Raw genomic sequence first — 19,032 nt, forward strand, 5'->3', positions numbered from 1 at the left:
ATGGCAGCCTTCAAAAAATCATCGCACATACGTAGCGTTTTAAAAGGAATCTCATGGAGAATCATTGCTACAATGGATACAATTTTGGTTGTACTTGCCATTACATGCCTATTGGGAGAATGTAGTTTAGAAAACGCCATAAAAATTGGAGCTTTTGAATTCTTACTAAAGCTAGCTATATATTATGTGCATGAACGATCTTGGTTAAAAATATTAGGAAAACAAGCAACGGAAACCAAAGAAATACTCTACAAAACAATTTCTTGGCGGATAATTGCCACTACAGCAACATTCATTATTTCAGGAATTATTTTAGATGCTTTTGATGAAGTGGCTTTGTATATTGCACTAACGGAGTCATTTACAAAATTCATTTTATATTATTTTCACGAAAAAATATGGTTAAAATTACCATTAGGGAAAATTCGAAACTTTTTCTTTAAAAAATATAGATAGTTATGAAGGAGAATATAATCTCATACGAATTCAAAATAGCGAAGGAAGAACGTCAAAAACGTAACAAGCATAACTCATTTTTACTTTGGTTTACAGGACTTTCAGGCTCTGGAAAATCTACCATAGCCAATGCTGTAGAGCAAGAGTTGCATAAAATGGGAATTCAAACCTATATACTTGATGGTGATAACATAAGAAAAGGGCTTAATAAAGACCTAACATTTGCGCCAGAAGATCGTACCGAAAACATTAGGAGAATTGCCGAAGTAGCAAATCTTTTTGTGGATGCAGGAATGGTTGTATTAGCTTCCTTCATATCACCGTATAAAAAAGATAGAGAAAATGTCAAAAGTATTGTTAAAGATATTAACTTTGTCGAGATTTTTGTGAACACAGATGTAGAAGAATGTGAGCGTAGAGATGTAAAAGGTCTTTACAAAAAAGCACGAGAAGGTAAAATATTAAATATGACAGGAATTTCGGCGCCGTATGAAGCACCAGAAAACCCTGATATAGAAATACTAACAACGCAAGAGTCTATAGAAGAGGCTATGAGCAAAGTTATAAAGCACATTAAGCCAAAATTACAGATCAAGTAAACGAACTATGAGCAAGTATTATTTAAATTATTTGGATGAATTAGAATCAGAAGCAATATTTATCCTGAGAGAAGTTTGGGCTCAATTCCAAAATCCGGTAATTCTTTTTTCTGGAGGAAAAGATTCCATTTTAGTAACCCATTTGGCTAAAAAAGCTTTTTACCCTTCAAAAATTCCTTTTCCATTAATGCACGTGGATACAGGACATAACTTTCCTGAAACAATTCAATTTAGAGATGATATTATTGAAGAACTTGGTGTAAAGCTTATTGTAGGTTCTGTTCAAGAATCAATCAATGAAGGAAGAGTTGCTGAAGAAAAAGGAAAAAATGCTACTCGTAATGCGTTGCAAATTACAACACTTTTAGATGCTATTGAAAGCAATAAAATAGACTGTGCTATTGGTGGAGGAAGAAGAGATGAAGAAAAGGCTAGAGCGAAAGAACGTTTCTTTTCTCATCGTGATGATTTTGGACAATGGGATCCAAAAAATCAACGCCCAGAATTATGGAATATCTTTAATGGAAGACACTTTGAAGGTGAACATTTCAGAGCATTCCCAATCAGTAACTGGACAGAAATGGATGTTTGGAATTATATAAAGCGCGAAAATATTGCAATCCCATCTTTATATTATGCACATGAGCGTGAAGTAGTTTGGAGACAAGATTCATGGATTCCTAACTCGGAATTCTTAGTCTTAGAAGACCACGAAGAAATAGTAACAAAAAAGATTCGTTTTAGAACACTTGGAGATATTACAATTACTGGAGGTATCGAATCTGATGCGGATACACTAGAAAAAATAGCAGAGGAAGTTTCAGGAATGCGTCAAACAGAAAGAGGAAACAGAAGTGATGACAAACGTTCCGAATCTGCTATGGAAGACAGAAAACGTCAAGGATATTTTTAATAGAAATAATATATGTTATTTAATTCTATAGATTTTGCTGTTTTTTTTCCAATAGTAATCGCATTATATTGGTTATTAGCGAAAAATATACCCGTACGGAATATTTTCTTATTGCTTACGAGTTATCTTTTTTATGGCTGGTGGGACTATCGCTTTTTATCTCTAATAGCATTGAGCTCTATTGTAGACTATGTTTTAGGTCAACAGATACATAAAGCATCGGAAAAATCCAAGAAAAAACTATACCTCATACTTAGCTTATGTGTCAATTTAGGATTATTAGTATATTTTAAATATGCGAACTTCTTTATAGAAACTTTTGTTGACGCATTCTCTTTATTTGGAAGTACAATAGAAGCCAGTACACTTAATATTATTTTGCCAGTTGGAATTAGCTTCTACACGTTTCAAACATTGAGTTATACTATTGATGTATACAAAGGAAAACTAGAGCCAACAAAAAATATTATTAACTTTTTTGCCTTTGTAAGTTTCTTTCCTCAACTTGTTGCAGGACCTATTGAAAGAGCAAGTCATTTATTACCTCAATTTTCGGTAAAGCATAAATTTTCTTATACGTTGTTCAAAAGTGGTATGCTACTTATGGCGTTTGGACTTTTTAAGAAAATGGTTATTGCAGATAGACTTTCTGTATATGTAAATGAAGTATTCAATAACCCTACGGAATATGGCGGAATAGAAATTATTATAGGAACTATCTTTTTTGCTTTTCAAATTTATTGTGATTTTTCAGGATATTCTGATATTGCTATAGGGATTGCAAGAACTATGGGGTTTGATTTAATGAAGAATTTTGATAGTCCTTACTTCTCTAAATCAATTACCGAATTTTGGCGTAGATGGCATATTTCCTTATCTACTTGGTTTAGAGATTATGTATACATTCCTTTAGGAGGTAGTAAAAAAGGATCTATAAGAACCTATGCAAACTTATTTATTGTTTTTGTAGTCAGTGGACTATGGCATGGTGCAGCTATGACTTTTATAATATGGGGTGTTATTCATGGATTTGTAATCGTCTTTGAAAAAGCATCAATGTCTTTTAGACAAAAGATATATAAAGGTTTAGGACTTGATAAAAAAGTATTTTCAAACAGACTATTTTTTGGTATCATTACATTTATTATTGTATGTTTTGCATGGATTTTCTTTAGAGCAAATTCACTAAATGATGCAATAACACTCATAAGTAATATGTTTACTGTAGAAGCAGTACATAATATTTATGAAATAGGTTGGAACAGATTGGAGTTTGATATAGCTATCCTAAGTATTGTAGCGTTGCTATCTCTTGAATATATAAACTCTAAAAAGAATTTATATAAACTCTTCAATCGTCAAAGTTATGCTTTTAGATGGGTATCTTATGTAGTAATGATTTTAGTTATTTTGGTATACCGATCAGTAACAGTGGGAGATTTTATTTATTTTCAATTTTAGATGATATCGTATGAAAAATATTAAAAAAATATTGGTCTTTATCTTCGTATTAGCAATCTCATTTTTGATTGTTAAAGCCATCTATGATATTGATAATCCTAATAAGAAATACAAAATAGCCAACAATGAAAAATACGATGTTGTAAACCTTGGAACTTCTCACGGGTATAGTTTTACCTATGGTTTCTATGGAATTAATGGAAGACGATTCAATAGAGGAGGAAACACGCTTTATTACGATTTACAGATATACAAAGAAATACGTGAAAGCTTAAATGAAAATGCATTGGTTTTTATTCCAATCTCTTACTTTTCATTTGGTCAAGCGGAAAATGGAGGAAGTAAAGAAGGAGCTCAGGGTACAAATACATTTGTAGATGAATTTTATTATAGACTGCCTCCTCAGGCGATAAAAGATTACAGTGTTTCCAAACACTTAGACTTAATAACTACAACCTTAAGAGCTAATGTTTCTAAAGTATTTTCAAGGGAGCTTAAATATCGAAATTATACACCGTCTTCTTTTAATTATAAAGCATATTTGAATAAAAGTTATAAGGAAAAAAATGCTAAAAGTATCAACCTTAAAAATCATGGAGTCAATAGAGCTAAATATCATAAAAAAGAAGCTGTTTATATTGAAGATGATAGAAACATTGAGTATCTGAAAATGCTTATTAAAGAAATAAAAAAAGACAATTGTAAGCCAATAATTATACTAACACCATACCATTCTGAATATAATAAGCATTTTGACGCTTCATGGAGAAATAAATATGTTCTTGATAAAATTGATGAAGCTGCTAAAAATGAAAATGTAGATATTTTAGATTATTCGAATGATCCACGTTTTTCAAAAAACAAGAAATATTTTAAAAATACGGATCACTTAAATGCTAAAGGACGTATAGAATTTACAAAAACACTGTTCAAAGATTTAGAAAAAGATGAAATTATAGATCGAAATTATCATAAAATTCGTTCAGTAACTAAATTTGAGAATAAAAAAATAACAGAAAACTTGCTCCTCAAAAACCTTGAGGTAATTCAGGATACAAAAGCAATTTATTTTATGTTTCATTATGAGGGTGATATGAAAAATATAACCAAAGAAGCATTAGTATTTCATCTTAAAGGAGAAAACAATAAAAAAGTATTAGTAACTAATAAAAAGATAAAGGATAAAAGAAACATCAATAATACTATAGTTTTTAGTATTCCTATAGAGAAATTTAAAGAAACTAATAAAATAAAATTTAATTTGATGATTCCAAGAAATAAAAAGGCAGTAATTTTATCGGATATATTTGAGTTCGATAAAACAGAGCTAAATCTAAATTAAAATATATGTTAGATAACAACCAATTATTACGTTTTACAACTGCAGGTAGTGTAGATGACGGGAAAAGTACCTTAATTGGACGATTGCTTTACGATTCAAAATCTATTTTTGAAGATCAATTACAAGCAATTGAAAATACAAGCAAGAAAAAAGGACACGAAGGTGTAGATTTAGCCTTATTCACAGATGGGTTAAAGGATGAAAGAGAACAAGGTATTACCATTGATGTAGCCTACAGATATTTTACAACACCAAAACGAAAGTTTATCATTGCAGATACACCTGGGCACATTCAATATACTAGAAACATGGTTACAGGAGCTTCTACAGCAAATGCAGCTATTATTTTGGTTGATGCACGTCATGGAGTTATAGAGCAAACTAAAAGACACTCGTTTATAGCGTCATTATTGCAAATACCACATATTATTGTGTGTATTAATAAGATGGATTTAGTTGAGTTTAAGGAAGAAAAGTATAATGAAATCATTGCGCAATTTGAAGAATTCTCTTCTAAACTACTCGTAAAAGATATACGATTTATTCCTATTAGTGCGTTATTAGGAGATAATGTTGTAAATAGATCTAAAAATATGGAATGGTATCAAGGTGCACCATTATTACACACCTTAGAAACAATGCATATTAGTAGTGATATAAACAAAGTTGATGCGCGTTTTCCTGTACAAACAGTATTGCGTCCTCAATCTGAATCGCATAGAGACTACAGAGGATATGCAGGAAGAGTAGCTAGTGGAATATTTAGAAAAGGAGATGAGGTAACTATCTTGCCTTCTGGGTTTTCTTCTAAAATAAAATCTATTGATACGTTAAACGAAGAAAAAGAACAAGCATACGCACCAATGTCTGTTTCTATCACATTACAAGATGATATTGATATCAGCCGTGGAGATATGATTGTAAAATCAAACAATAAACCAGAAGTCTCTCAAGATGTTGATGTAATGATTTGTTGGTTAAACGATCAACCAGCGAAGCCAAGAGCTAAATATTTTATCAGACATACATCTAATGAGCAAAAGGCAATGATAAAAGAAATTGTCTACAAAATAGATATCAATAGTTTTAATCGTGATACTGACGATAAAAGCTTAAATATGAATGATATTGGAAGAATAAAAATACGAACTACCAAACCATTAATGATAGACGCATACAGGCAAAATAGAACTACAGGAAGTATCATTTTAATAGATGAAACAACAAACGAAACTGTAGCTGCTGGTATGATCATATAAAATATCAATTAAACTATAAAAACGAAATGTAATGAAAACATTAACTAGACTTTTCTTCTCTTTATGTATTATAACTACGATGGTTTCTTGTGGTGGTGAGGAAAAGAAAACACCAGCCGAAACTAAGCCAGTTGAGGAGAAAAAAGTAGAAGTAAAAAAAGAACGAGAAGGAATCAAAATTACAATGGACTTTCAAACAGATCAAGACGATACTTTTTCTGGAAAGTATGTTAGAATGGAAGATAAAAACCAATTGATTAATTATGAAATTACACAAAAGGTTAACACTAAAAATGCTCCTGTAACATTACATTTTGATGCTTTTAAAGACTTAGATCCTGAGATTATTCAAATTGGTTTAGGGAATAAAAAAGTGAAAAAGGTAATTATTGATAAAGTTACATTATCATACAATGGTACCGAAATAGTAGTTTTGGGAAAAGACTTAAAAAGATATTTTGTAATCAATAAATTTGCGGATTTTGATCCTGAGACACAAACGATTACAACAAAAAAAGTTGGTGGCAGACACGTGCCAGTTCTTATTTTCAAAAAACCATTTCTAAATAAACTTTTGGATTTAGTAGAATAAACCAATCCTTTTAGAAGATAAAAATGTCTTACAAATTACATGTTTTAAATTATGTAAAGGAGAATAATGATATTAAATACAGATTGATACTGCTGACACTATTTGCTTTTTTTATGCCAATAAGTCAAAAAATATCAACTATATTAATCATTGTTAATATTGTATTCGCATTAAAAGATATCAAAAAAATAAACAATAGAAATATTGTTTATTTTTTTCTTTTTTTCGGACTTTACTTCCTGTATGCAATAGCGTACTATAGAGACAATTTTGAATTTGGGGTACATATGTTTGAGCAAAAAGCCTCTTTTGCGGCATTTCCCTTAATTATCTTTACATTAAAAAAAGATCAAAGATATATTACAACTATCCTAAAAGCTTTTGTTGTAGGTAGTGTTATCGCATATGTCTTGGCAATAATAAACGCTTTTTGGAGTGCAATTGACTTTACAACGTTTACGTTCAACTTTGTACACGAAACTGCGCAAGACAAAGATGTGTTGTCATACTTTCCCTTGCAAACCAATTACTTCTTAGGAAATTACTTTTCCTTTAGCATGCAATCTTCTATTTTGGCACTATACTTTGTGTTTTCTATAGGTATTATGCATTTTTATAAAACATTGTTTAGTAAAAAATTTAGGATTATAACTTCTATACTTTTAGCGCTTGGTGTAATTCAGTTATTTAGCTTAATGGGCGTATTGTCACTTATAGTACTTGCGTTTTATGTACTATTTCTAAACAATAAAAAAACCTTCTATATACTTATTGCAAGTATTGGAATCGTAGGAGTTATTGTAAATAAAACTCGTATTGTAAAAATAGTTACTTCATCTGCAGAAGAGCGAAAAGAAGAATTAATAAAACTAAACGAGCGTGCTATCATTTGGAGTACGGCAGTACAGGTAATATCTGAAAGTCCTGTAACTGGTTCAGGAATTAGAAAAGCACAACAAAAACTAAACAAGTTATATCCCAAAGGAGGAGATTTTGGAGAGCGATCACAGCTAAAAAATTTGCATGCGCACAACACTTTTTTACAAACCTTCTTGGAAACAGGAATCATTGGATTAGGAATTTTACTAAGCTTCTTCTTTTTATTAATTAAGAAAATTAGAAAATCTACAAATGCAATAACAAAGCATATTTCAGTAGTCTTTATTGTATTAATATTTCTCAATTTTTTAAGTGAAAGTGTCTTTAATATTTATGTGGGAATATCGTTTTTCATGTTTTTTTATTGTTTATTTACTCTTTTCAAAGAAGATGAAAAAGTAATCGCTCAAGAGTTAGTATAAAATTAAGAATGAAGTATGAAGCTGATAGAACAAGTAAAAAAAACAATATTAAACAAGCTATTCTTTAGTAGTGCTATAAGTACTGTATATTCCGTTATTGGAATTCTATTTTCTATTATTACACTTTCCATATTGGTAAATTATCTTGGAGATACCAAATACGGTATTTGGATTACAATTTACTCTATTTCAGCTTGGATATCTTTCCTTGATGGAGGTTTTGGAAATGGACTTCGAAATGAACTTGCAAAAGATCTTGCAAAAGACGACTTTATATCTGCGAAAAAAAATATTACGACCGCTTACATATCTATTTCTTTTTTTCTATTAGGAATATTACTCATATACATTCCACTACACTTTTTAGTAGACTGGAATGAATTATTTGTAGAAGGAAACGTCAATTATACACTCTTTGTGCTGTTTATATTTTCATTTTTCATTCTTCAGATGATAGTGAAGCTCATATCAAAAGTGTTATTTGCGTTTAACAAGGCTAGTTTTAGTTTTCTAATTCCTACAGTGTGTAATTTTCTAATACTAGCATCAATAGCTACAGTAAATTACTTAGGCGTAGAAAACGATTTATGGGCTATAGGAATGGTATACTCCTTAATTCCAATCCTTATCTTTCTTGGTTTTACGGTTTGGTTTTTTGGTTTTGTAAAGCCAGAATTTACACCAAAACTAAAGCACTTTGATAAAAAATATATAAATAAATTGCTTTCAAAAGGAGGGAAGTTCTTTTTAATACAGATTAATGTTGCTTTCATTCAGGCTGTAATTCCTTTTTTAATAACAACATGGTTTGCACCTGAATTCACAACAAACTATCACATATCATTACGATACTACAGCCTTATAGTTGTATTATTAAACATTGTATTACAAAACTTATGGACGCCTATCACAAAAACATATGTAGCAGAAAACATTCAAAAACTAAATAAATTTGTAAAAATAAAAGTTGTTATTACACTTATATTTATATTCGGTTTATTTATTATGTGGCTACTATCTCATTTTGTATATAGAATTTGGATTGGCGAAGATGTAGAAATTCCAAACTATATCAATAACCTAACAGCATTATATGTATTATCACTTGTATTATCAAGGCCAATAGGGAATTACTTAAGTGCAATAAATAAACTAAACATACTGGTATTATTATCTACACTAACTATTATAACTTTTTTACCTTTGTCTTATGTGTGTGTAAAAATATATGGGATGGGAATTAAAACATTAATCCTTATTCCTTCCATCATAATGACAACACATTTGTTATTTACATTCTATCAACTTTTCTTTATAATAAAGAAATTAAATCGTGCTACAGAAAATGCTGAAAATTAATCAAAAAAGTATTTTCGGTCTTATTTTCCTATTAATGGTATTTTTACCTAATGGGAAACTATTGTACGTTTCTCAAATATTATTTACTTTGCTAGCGGTGTTTTTGGGAAGGAATGAGCTTCGCTTACATAAAGCATTTGGAGAATATAAATTATTAGTCATAACTTCCATGTTTGTTACCTTTGTGTATACCATAATAATAGGTAATGGGTTGTATGTTAGTTCTTTAGTGAAAATGATAAACATTGCCATTCTCATTATATTTTTTCCACTCATAAATGGCTATGAATTTAAAGACAGACTTATTGTCTTTTCGGTATCTTTAATACTATTCTCGCAACTTGCATTTATATTCAATATACAATCTGTAACCAGTTTTATAGATGCTTATTACTCTTCTGAAAACTTTAGAAATTGGGGAGAAATTGTGCTTCAAAATGATACACTTGGTAACCGATCCATCTTCGATTTAAGATTTGGAGGTGTATTTAGAAATCCAAACCAATGCGGTAGAATGCTTACGCTAATGTTAATTGTGTATTTACAAGGGAAGAAAAAGCTTGTCAAAAAACATTATCTATCATTATTAATTATCTTATGTTCTATAGTCCTTACAGGAAGTAGAACTACAATGATAATCTTCGTGTTACTGATTTCCTATTTCTTCCTAAAAGAAGTAAAGATCAAGAAAAAACATCTATACACAGGAATATCCGTAGCGTTAATATTGGTGATATTTTTAGGCTATAAATTCAATTCTAGAATTTTCTACCTATTGTCTTCCACTACTGCTGCTAATGAACCAGGAAGTTTAGCGGTAAAATATATATTTCTATGGCATTACATAGCGGATACATTTGTCAATAACATTTTAAACTTAATCTTCGGAACCTTTAATATTGATGATATTGATATACATGTAGAAGGGTTAAAAATATATAAATTTGATGCAGGAGTAGGATATTTACTCCATGCTTTTGGATTATTAGGACTCTTTTCATTGCTCATCTTTTTTTTACAAATGTTTGTAAGAGCTTCAAGATCTACAAAATTGTTCTTTATCTTAACTATTTGGGTAATAACAAGTACCATACTAACAAATCTTAGATTCTCCTTTCTATTTATGTTCATGTTTGGGAATTATTATAAATTAAAAGAAAGCACGGAATGAGCACACAGCCTAAAGCTATAGAAATAAGAGATTTTAAAGAACTCAAGGATGACGCACATATTTTGAGTTTTTTAGAAGGAAGGAAAAATGCGCATAAACTTTCTGCCTTGGAAAGTAAAGAGTGGTTTCTATGGAAGTTTTGTAACAGTCCATATGGTACTTCGTTGATGTCTTGTGCTTATGATGAAGAAAAAAGAAAAATAGCAGGAAGTAACTTTTATGGAATTTTAAAAAGAAAACATAAAGATCAAGAGCTCTTGTCAGTACTTCCCTATGAGGCATTTGTAGATCCCGAATATCAAGGAATGGGGGTTTTTAAAAAAATGATTCTATTTGGAGAAGAATATGCTAAAAAAGAAGGTGTGCAAGTAATGTTGGCTTTTCCAAATACAAGTAGTTTAAAAGGATTTATTAGAAGAGGTTGGACACAAGTTGAAAATCCAGTAGCTTATCTTACAAAAATTCAATTAAAAGTATCTACTCTTGTAAATATGCTTGATATTAAAAAAGCATTTGTGCATAATCCGTCTACAAGAAAAAACACATTTGAGTTTACCGACTTGTCAGAATCTATATTTACCGATCAAATTTATGGTATTTGGACGAAAGTATACCTTGAATGGAGATTTAATGAAAACCCAGCAGGAGAATATGCGCATACAACTCATAATGACTGTTCAGCATTAGCACGTATAGGACGAAGAGGAAAACTAAAAGAAGCGCAAATTCTATTTGTTGATAAAAAAGGTGGTGAAATTTCTAAAAAAGAAATAAAAGTACTCATCAAAAATATTAAAAAACAAACGAACGCTAACATCATAAGTTTTCCGATGTCTTCTTTTCACCCGTTATATGGTTACGTAACATCTCTTGGGTTTATAAACTTAAAATCTAAAACGAATTTCACCTATAAAATTATAGATGAAAAACTAGAAGGGACAACTCCAAAATTTGCACTATCAGGATTAGATTTTCATACATATTAAGTAAAAAATAAAGAGATTAAAGTGCTGAAATTCAGTAATTATACAATATTTTTTTGAAGTGTAAAATACTTTATGTGAAACTGAAAATCATTCAAAATACAGTAATTACAGCTTTAAAAGTGCTCAGATATATATTTTTTTAATTAAAAATTGAGAAGAATGATAGAATAAAGCAGTTCTGAAATTTTCGAAAAATGCTTAAAACACCTATTAAATAGGTGATTACACGTCTAAAATCTACTTTAAAAGCCTTCGTTTAATCTCAAAAAAAAATGATAATAAAAAAAATATTATGTTCAAAAGATTATACCAATCATTTTTAGCAAAAGAAGTTATTTATTCTTTACTTTGTCCTCTGTAAAAAACACAGTTTTTAGAACACAATTTAAAAACAAAAATAAACTGCTTTTATGATAGATGTAAAAGAATATTCAATTGCTGTAATTGGATTAGGTTATGTAGGTTTACCACTTGCTGTGGAATTTGGGAAAAAATACAAAACAATAGGTTTTGATATCCAAAAAGAAAGAATAGAAGAGCTAAATGCCTTTAATGATAAAACGCTAGAAGTAGCAAATTCAGAATTGGAAAAAGTTATTGTTTCAAAAGAAATCATAAACACAAATCAAAATACTGGATTATACTGTACGGACAAACGTGAAGAAATTGCAAATTGTAACGTATTTATAATTACAGTTCCAACGCCAACAGACAAACACAACAGACCTGTATTAACACCACTTGTAAAAGCAAGTGAAAGTGTTGGTCAAGTGCTAAAGAAAGGTGATATTGTAGTATATGAATCTACAGTCTACCCTGGAGCAACGGAAGAAGAGTGCGTTCCTGTTTTAGAAAAAATCTCTGGTTTAAAATTCAATGAAGATTTTTATGCAGGATACTCGCCAGAACGTATCAATCCAGGAGATAAGAAGCATACGGTAACTAAAATTCGAAAAGTAACCAGCGGTTCTACACCAGAAATCGCAGAAGTTGTTGACGGAATATATAATTCAGTAATTGAAGCAGGAACTTTTAAAGCATCTACTATCAAAGTAGCAGAAGCTGCAAAAGTTATTGAAAACTCACAACGTGATATTAATATTGCTTTTGTAAATGAACTAAGTAAAATATTCAATCGCTTGGATATTGATACAATGGAAGTGTTAGAAGCTGCTAGAACTAAATGGAATTTCTTGCCATTTACACCAGGATTGGTTGGTGGACATTGTATTGGAGTTGATCCATATTACTTAGCGCAAAAAGCACAAGAAGTAGGCTATCATCCAGAAATAATCTTAGCAGGTCGTAGATTAAACGATACCATGGGGATTTACATAGCAACTGAGGTCATAAAAAATATGATTAAAAAAGATATGAAAATTGCAGGATCTAAAATCCTAATGCTTGGAATTACATTTAAAGAAAACTGTCCTGATATACGAAACTCAAAGGCTATTGATATATATAGAGAACTCATCACATACGATGCTAATGTAGATGTGTATGATCCATGGGCAAATGCAGAAGAAGTAAAGCATGAATACGATCTTCCGTTAATTACCGACAAAAAAGTATTACTTCAAAATAAATACGACGGTATAATATTAGCAGTGGCACATAAAGAATTTTTAGGTTTAGACTTAAATACAATCAAAAAGCCAACATCATTAGTATATGATGTGAAAAGCTTTTTACCAAAAGACAAAGTAGACGCAAGATTATAATAAAAAAGAAACTAAATGTATCAGAATCCTTTTCACAAAGAAGATTTAAGTAATTATAACTTTCTAATAACTGGAGGAGCCGGATTTATAGGTTCTAACATTGTGGAGTATTTACTAAAATACAATGCAAAAAAAGTAAGGGTATTGGATAATCTATCCAATGGTTACTATGAAAACATAGAAAAATATGTAGGACTTCCAAACTTCGAATTTATAGAAGGAGATATCAGAGATGTTGAAACCTGTAAAAAAGCGCTAGAAGGAATTGATTATGTAAGTCACCAAGCTGCCTTAGGATCTGTGCCAAGATCTATAAAAGACCCTATCACTTCCAATGCAGTTAATATTTCAGGATTCTTAAATATGCTTACGGCAGTTAAGGACAATGGAAACATCAAACGTATGGTCTATGCAGCAAGTTCTTCAACTTATGGAGATAGTAAGGCATTGCCAAAAGTAGAAGGGAATGAAGGAAATCCATTATCTCCGTATGCGGTAACAAAATTGGTAAATGAAGTATATGCAGATGTATATAGTAAAGTATATAATTTACATACAGTAGGACTTCGTTACTTTAATGTTTTTGGTCCTAACCAAAGTCCAGACAACCCATATGCGGCAGTAATTCCAATATTTGTAAAAGCAGCGCAAGAAAAAAGAACACCAATCATCAATGGTGATGGAGAAACGTCTAGAGACTTTACCTTTGTTGAAAATGCAGTGCAAGCAAATGTGAAAGCAATGCTAAATACACCAGAAATAACACAACATGAAGTAGTGAATATTGCCTTTGGTGAAAGGGCTACACTAAATGAATTATGGAAATACATTTGTGACAGAGCAGGAATAGAAATCAAACCAAACTACGGTCCAGAGAGAGCTGGCGATGTAAAACACAGTTTGGCTGATATTTCTAAAGCAGGAAATCTATTTGGATACAAACCTGAATGGAGCTTACAAAAAGGAATTACAACATTGATATAAAATTTGAATGCAATACACTGAGACATACAGTAAAGTCCTAAAATGGAGAGGTGGAACCGCTAGGAGACTTCTAAGGGACTCTGTCTTGAGGTTAAAATCAATGTCATCAAATGTAGACAAGAAATTTAAGGGAATTCAATTTCTGTACTTTCATTACATCTATGATGATGAAATGAAAAATGCTGAAAAAATTATTCAGTGGATTGCCGAAAATTTCAAAGTAATTAGCTATTCAGAAGCAATACAAAGATTACTAGACGACAATATTGATGACTACTACATTTGTTTTAGTAGTGACGATGGACTCAAAAGTAATATGATTGCATCAAAAATATTTAAAAAGTACAATATCAGTTGCTGTTTCTTTATCAATCCAGCAACGATAGAAAATAGAGAACTTGCTTATCAGAATAAAATATGTACAGAACGATTAGGAATTCCTTTAACGGATTTCTTAACTTGGGAAGATGTAGGTACATTACTAGCTGAAGGACATGAAATAGGAAATCATTCGTATGATCATCAAATATTGGGCGATTTAAATGAAGATGAATTTGAAGAAGATCTCAAAAAAAGCACTAAAATATTAAAAGAGAAAATAGGAGAAGTAAAACATTTTGCATTCCCTAGGGGGCAATTTAATTTCTTTAAAGCAGCGTACAAAAAAATGACACACGCGCATGGATATACATCTTGTGCTACTGCAGAAAGAGGTTGTCATATTGCATTAGATACACCTATATCTCTCAATGAATTATCTGTAAGGAGAGATGTAGTTGTGTTTAAAGAGCCATTAGCCTTTGTAAAATATTTTATGCAAAAATCGCAGCAAACAAGTTCAACAAAAAATTCATATTGGATCGATAACCAATAAAGTATTTCGGTGTAAAAACATGTGAAGTATTTTGAATCTCACAAAGTGAGTAAATTTTAGTGTAAAAATTATGTGTGGAATTTTAGGAAGCAATACTGAAATTAGTGAAAGTGACTTTCATAAAGTATTAAAAACACTAGACAGAAGAGGTCCAGATATACAATCTGCCAAAAAAACGGATACCTTTTACTTTGGGCATACTAGATTGGCAATTGTTGATTTGGATGAAAGATCAAACCAGCCTTTTTTCTATGCACATGAAGGCAAAGAAATAACACTTACATTCAACGGAGAAATTTATAATTTCTTATCTGTAAAATCAGAATTAGAAGCTCTAAACTTTCAATTTACAACCTCTAGTGATACAGAAGTGGTTGCTGCAGCATATTTAGCTTGGGGAAAAGCTTCTTTTGATAAATTTGAAGGAATGTGGGCGTTGGCAGTCTATGAAGAAGATACCAAAAAAATCATATTCTCTAGAGACAGAGTTGGTAAAAAACCACTCTACATATTTGATAAAGAAAACGGAGAAATCTCTTTCTCTTCTGCTCTGAAATCAATAAAAGAAATACATCATTCGATAAAATTTCAATTAAATCAAGAAGCAATCTCTTTATACTTTGCACTTGGGTTTGTGCCAGGAAAACATTCCATATACAAAGATATTTACAAAGTAAGAGCGGGAGAAATTATTGAATACAGTTATGAAGCCGGAAAAGGATACTTCTACGAAAACAATAACTTTAGTAGCTATAGTGGAAAAAGCGATCCTAAAAGAACTGTAAAAAGTCACATTGAAGAAGCTGTAAAAAACAGAATGATCAGTGATGTTCCGTATTGTACGCTACTAAGTAGTGGAGTAGACAGTAGTATTGTTACCTACTACTCCAAAAAACACAATCCTACAATAGAAGCGTTTACTGTTGGGTTCAACGATCCGAAACTAAACGAATTAGAAGGAGCGCGAAAAATAGCCAAACGAATCGGTGTAAAACTAAACGAATTATACCTTGATGATGCTGATATAGAAGAAGCGTTTCTAGAATACTACAATGCATATGAAGAACCTTTTGCAGATTACAGCGGAATTCCAACATTGGCACTATTCAAAAAAATAGGAAAACATTACAGACTCGCATTTACAGGAGATGGTGGAGATGAACTATTCTTCGGATATCCTCACTATTGGAAAAAATATGTATTGTATAAACTCAATAGAATACAGCGCATACTACCGTTTATCAAAAATATGGCTCCTGCCAAAATCAGAAACATAATCAGCTGCAAAAAAGAAGCATTTGAATCAGAATATCTAAAACTAAATTTCTGTGTAACAGAAAGCTCTGAAAACTATATAAATATGGTATTCTCTGAGGTCTTAAAAACGGACAAAAACTTTATGCGTGCTACCATTGAGTACGATAGAAAGCTGAACAACTTACCCGATAAATATTTGGTAAAAGTAGACAGAGCATCTATGGCATACAGTGTTGAAGTACGTTCTCCGTTAATGGATGAAAGGCTAAAAAAGAAAACACAAAAAACATCTTTGTGGAAAATATTTACACCATTTTCACTAAAACTATACCTAAAGCTTAAATACATTAAACTATTTGGTTTAAACTATCTTTTCGCGAAGAAAAAAGGATTTACACCGCCTGTAGTACAACTCATAAACAATGCATTTTCCGAAAATGAATATGCTCAGTTTTTAAAAATCATAAAAACGCATCACCAAGAAGTATTCGCTTACTTTGAAAACATTTCATTTAACAAACTCAAAAATAGAAAACTGCAATATCAACGTGTATACTTTTTCTATGAATGGTTAAAATCTCAAAAGTATGATGAAGCGACTAATAATTGATGGATCTAACCTAAGATCTGGTGGTGGTGTAACGCATATCACAGAAATTTTAAACAACATTAGTGACGAAAAACAAGCGTTTGATGAGGTTGTGTTATTTAGTAATCACAATACGCTTGGAAAAATACAAGAACGTCCTTGGTTAAAAAAAGAATCGCATCCATGGCTCAACAAAGGCTTATTGCACATTACCATGTGGAAAAAAACAAAGCTAAAATCGTTTCTAAAAGAAGAGCAAAAAAATAACAACTCACTACTATTTACACCACCAGGAACCTACACAGGTTTTTTTAGACCTTATGTTGGAATGAGTAGAAACATGTTAATTTTTGACAGTACAGAAAGTGATAGATACGGTTTCTCTTGGATGAAATTTAAATTTTGGTTGCTAAGAAAAGAGCAAACAAAATCATTTGAAAACTCTAAACAAGTCATCTTTATTTCAAAATATGCAAAAAAAACGGCTCAGAAATTCTTAAAAAAAGACATCTCAAATGCTCCAATCATTCATCATGGAGTAAACAAGAAATTTGTTGAAAAGCCAAAAGCTCAAAAACCGATTACAGACTACAAAGAATCACCTTTCAAGCTGCTGTATATTTCTCCTATTACAGTATATAAACATCATGTTCCACTCATAAAAGCAGTGAAAAAATTACATGAAGAAGGCTATCCAATTCAATTAGATTTAGTTGGTGGAAGCTATGCAAAAAGCCTAAAAGCCTTCAATGAAGAGTGCAATTCTGACAGCAGCTACCAAAAAATTGTAAAATATCATGGGAAAGTTGCATATGATACCATAGAAAACTTTTATAAAACCTCAGATGCGTTTATATTTGCATCAACTTGTGAGAACATGCCAAATATATTAATAGAGGCAATGTCTGCAGGTTTACCTGTCATGTGTTCTAATTTTAACCCAATGCCAGAATTTTTAGGAACTAGCCATCCTTTCTATTTTGACCCGACAGAAGAAAAAGAAGCATACAACAAGTTAAAAAAGTTTATAGACTCTCCCGAATCAAGATATAGCTCAGCACAAGCGTCTTTTGCTAAAACTCAGGAATACAACTGGGTAAAATGCGCAGAAGAAACATTCGAATGTTTAATTTCAACACTAAAACAATAGTACATTGAGTAGTTTTAAAAATAAAATTCTGTTAATAACGGGCGGTACTGGTTCCTTTGGAAACGCAGTATTGAATCGTTTTGTAAATTCTGATATCAAAGAAATTAGAATCTTTTCAAGAGATGAAAAAAAACAGGACGATCTCAGACGTAGATTGGCAAATCCAAAAGTTAAATTCTATATTGGTGATGTAAGGGACTATCGTTCTGTAGAAACAGCGGTTAGAGGTGTGGATTATATCTATCATGCTGCAGCATTAAAACAAGTGCCATCATGTGAGTTTTTCCCAGTAGAAGCGGTAAAAACAAATGTGCTTGGAACTGAAAATGTATTAGAGGCTGCCATCAATCACAATGTAAAAAGTGTAGTGGTATTAAGTACAGACAAAGCAGTATACCCAATCAATGCTATGGGAATCTCAAAGGCAATGATGGAAAAAGTATTAGTGGCTAAATCTAGAAATGCAGGAAACACAGTAATCTCAGGAACACGCTATGGAAATGTAATGGCTTCAAGAGGATCCGTAATTCCTTTATTTGTAGATCAAATAAAGCAAGGAAAAGATCTTACACTTACAGATCCAAAAATGACACGTTTCATGATGACATTAGAAGATGCTGTAGACTTAGTTCTTTTTGCTTTTAACAATGCAGAACCCGGAGATATGTTTGTGCAAAAAGCACCTGCTGCAACTGTAGAAACATTAGCAAAAGCACTATTGGAAATGTATGGAAGTCCTAATAAGGCGATAGTGATTGGAACTAGACACGGAGAAAAATTATACGAATCACTGCTTACTAGAGAAGAAAAGGTAAAAGCAGAAGACATGGGAGACTACTATAGAATTCCTGCAGATAACAGAGACTTAAATTATGCAAACTTCTTCTCTGAAGGAGAAATAGATATGAATAAAGTAGAGGACTATCATTCTCATAATACGGAGCGTTTAGACGTGGAAGGAATGAAAAAATTGTTACTAAAGCTAGATAGCATTCGCGAAGATCTTCAATAATAA

General features: G+C 31.2%; 17 protein-coding genes. All 17 read left to right on the plus strand.

Going from position 1 to position 19,032, the window contains the following annotated elements:
* The 17 genes from Q0828_RS04310 to Q0828_RS04390 all read left to right on the plus strand — a co-directional run bounded on the left by Q0828_RS04310 (nt 1) and on the right by Q0828_RS04390 (nt 19,029).
* Complete coding sequence (locus Q0828_RS04310) at nt 1-456, plus strand: DUF2061 domain-containing protein (protein ID WP_298417990.1); 456 nt, start codon at nt 1-3, stop codon at nt 454-456.
* Between the two features lie 2 nt (nt 457-458).
* Complete coding sequence (gene cysC / locus Q0828_RS04315; RefSeq protein WP_298417992.1) at nt 459-1,055, plus strand: adenylyl-sulfate kinase; 597 nt, start codon at nt 459-461, stop codon at nt 1,053-1,055.
* A 7-nt stretch (nt 1,056-1,062) separates the two neighbouring features.
* Nucleotides 1,063-1,968, plus strand: a complete 906-nt coding sequence (gene cysD, locus Q0828_RS04320; protein ID WP_298417994.1) for a sulfate adenylyltransferase subunit CysD — start codon at nt 1,063-1,065, stop codon at nt 1,966-1,968.
* Nucleotides 1,969-1,980: 12 nt separating this feature from the next.
* Entirely contained in the window at nt 1,981-3,429 is a 1,449-nt protein-coding gene (locus Q0828_RS04325; protein ID WP_298417996.1) for an MBOAT family O-acyltransferase, read from the plus strand.
* A gap of 10 nt (nt 3,430-3,439) precedes the next feature.
* Nucleotides 3,440-4,771, plus strand: coding sequence for a hypothetical protein (locus Q0828_RS04330; RefSeq protein WP_298417997.1), 1,332 nt, complete (start codon nt 3,440-3,442; stop codon nt 4,769-4,771).
* Nucleotides 4,772-4,776: 5 nt separating this feature from the next.
* Nucleotides 4,777-6,030: a sulfate adenylyltransferase subunit CysN gene (gene cysN / locus Q0828_RS04335; protein ID WP_298417998.1), complete on the plus strand. Its 1,254-nt coding sequence runs from the start codon at nt 4,777-4,779 to the stop codon at nt 6,028-6,030.
* A 31-nt stretch (nt 6,031-6,061) separates the two neighbouring features.
* Complete coding sequence (locus tag Q0828_RS04340; RefSeq protein ID WP_298418000.1) at nt 6,062-6,622, plus strand: hypothetical protein; 561 nt, start codon at nt 6,062-6,064, stop codon at nt 6,620-6,622.
* 287 nt (nt 6,623-6,909) lie between these two features.
* Nucleotides 6,910-7,923 carry an O-antigen ligase family protein gene (locus Q0828_RS04345; RefSeq protein WP_298418002.1) on the plus strand — a complete coding sequence of 338 codons (1,014 nt, stop codon included), beginning with the start codon at nt 6,910-6,912 and terminating at the stop codon, nt 7,921-7,923.
* 15 nt (nt 7,924-7,938) lie between these two features.
* On the plus strand, nt 7,939-9,282 hold the full coding sequence (locus Q0828_RS04350) for a hypothetical protein (RefSeq protein ID WP_298418004.1): 1,344 nt from the start codon (nt 7,939-7,941) through the stop codon (nt 9,280-9,282).
* On the plus strand, nt 9,269-10,453 hold the full coding sequence (locus Q0828_RS04355; RefSeq protein WP_298418006.1) for an O-antigen ligase family protein: 1,185 nt from the start codon (nt 9,269-9,271) through the stop codon (nt 10,451-10,453). Before Q0828_RS04350 ends, Q0828_RS04355 begins: the two co-directional genes overlap by 14 nt.
* Nucleotides 10,450-11,439: a GNAT family N-acetyltransferase gene (locus Q0828_RS04360; protein WP_298418008.1), complete on the plus strand. Its 990-nt coding sequence runs from the start codon at nt 10,450-10,452 to the stop codon at nt 11,437-11,439. Before Q0828_RS04355 ends, Q0828_RS04360 begins: the two co-directional genes overlap by 4 nt.
* 410 nt (nt 11,440-11,849) lie before the next feature.
* Entirely contained in the window at nt 11,850-13,163 is a 1,314-nt protein-coding gene (locus tag Q0828_RS04365; protein ID WP_298418010.1) for a nucleotide sugar dehydrogenase, read from the plus strand.
* A 15-nt stretch (nt 13,164-13,178) separates the two neighbouring features.
* Nucleotides 13,179-14,147: an SDR family oxidoreductase gene (locus Q0828_RS04370; RefSeq protein ID WP_298418020.1), complete on the plus strand. Its 969-nt coding sequence runs from the start codon at nt 13,179-13,181 to the stop codon at nt 14,145-14,147.
* 100 nt (nt 14,148-14,247) lie between these two features.
* Nucleotides 14,248-15,021 carry a polysaccharide deacetylase family protein gene (locus Q0828_RS04375; protein ID WP_298418022.1) on the plus strand — a complete coding sequence of 258 codons (774 nt, stop codon included), beginning with the start codon at nt 14,248-14,250 and terminating at the stop codon, nt 15,019-15,021.
* 70 nt (nt 15,022-15,091) lie between these two features.
* Nucleotides 15,092-16,888, plus strand: a complete 1,797-nt coding sequence (gene asnB, locus Q0828_RS04380) for an asparagine synthase (glutamine-hydrolyzing) (protein WP_298418024.1) — start codon at nt 15,092-15,094, stop codon at nt 16,886-16,888.
* Nucleotides 16,866-18,017 (plus strand): glycosyltransferase family 1 protein, encoded by a 1,152-nt coding sequence (locus tag Q0828_RS04385; protein ID WP_298418026.1) that lies wholly within the window; start codon nt 16,866-16,868, stop codon nt 18,015-18,017. The genes asnB and Q0828_RS04385 overlap by 23 nt, the downstream gene beginning before the upstream one ends.
* A gap of 4 nt (nt 18,018-18,021) precedes the next feature.
* Nucleotides 18,022-19,029, plus strand: coding sequence for a polysaccharide biosynthesis protein (locus Q0828_RS04390; protein WP_298418028.1), 1,008 nt, complete (start codon nt 18,022-18,024; stop codon nt 19,027-19,029).
* Nucleotides 19,030-19,032 lie beyond the last annotated feature (3 nt).

It is taken from the genome of uncultured Kordia sp., assembly GCF_947496985.1.
GTDB lineage: Bacteria > Bacteroidota > Bacteroidia > Flavobacteriales > Flavobacteriaceae > Kordia.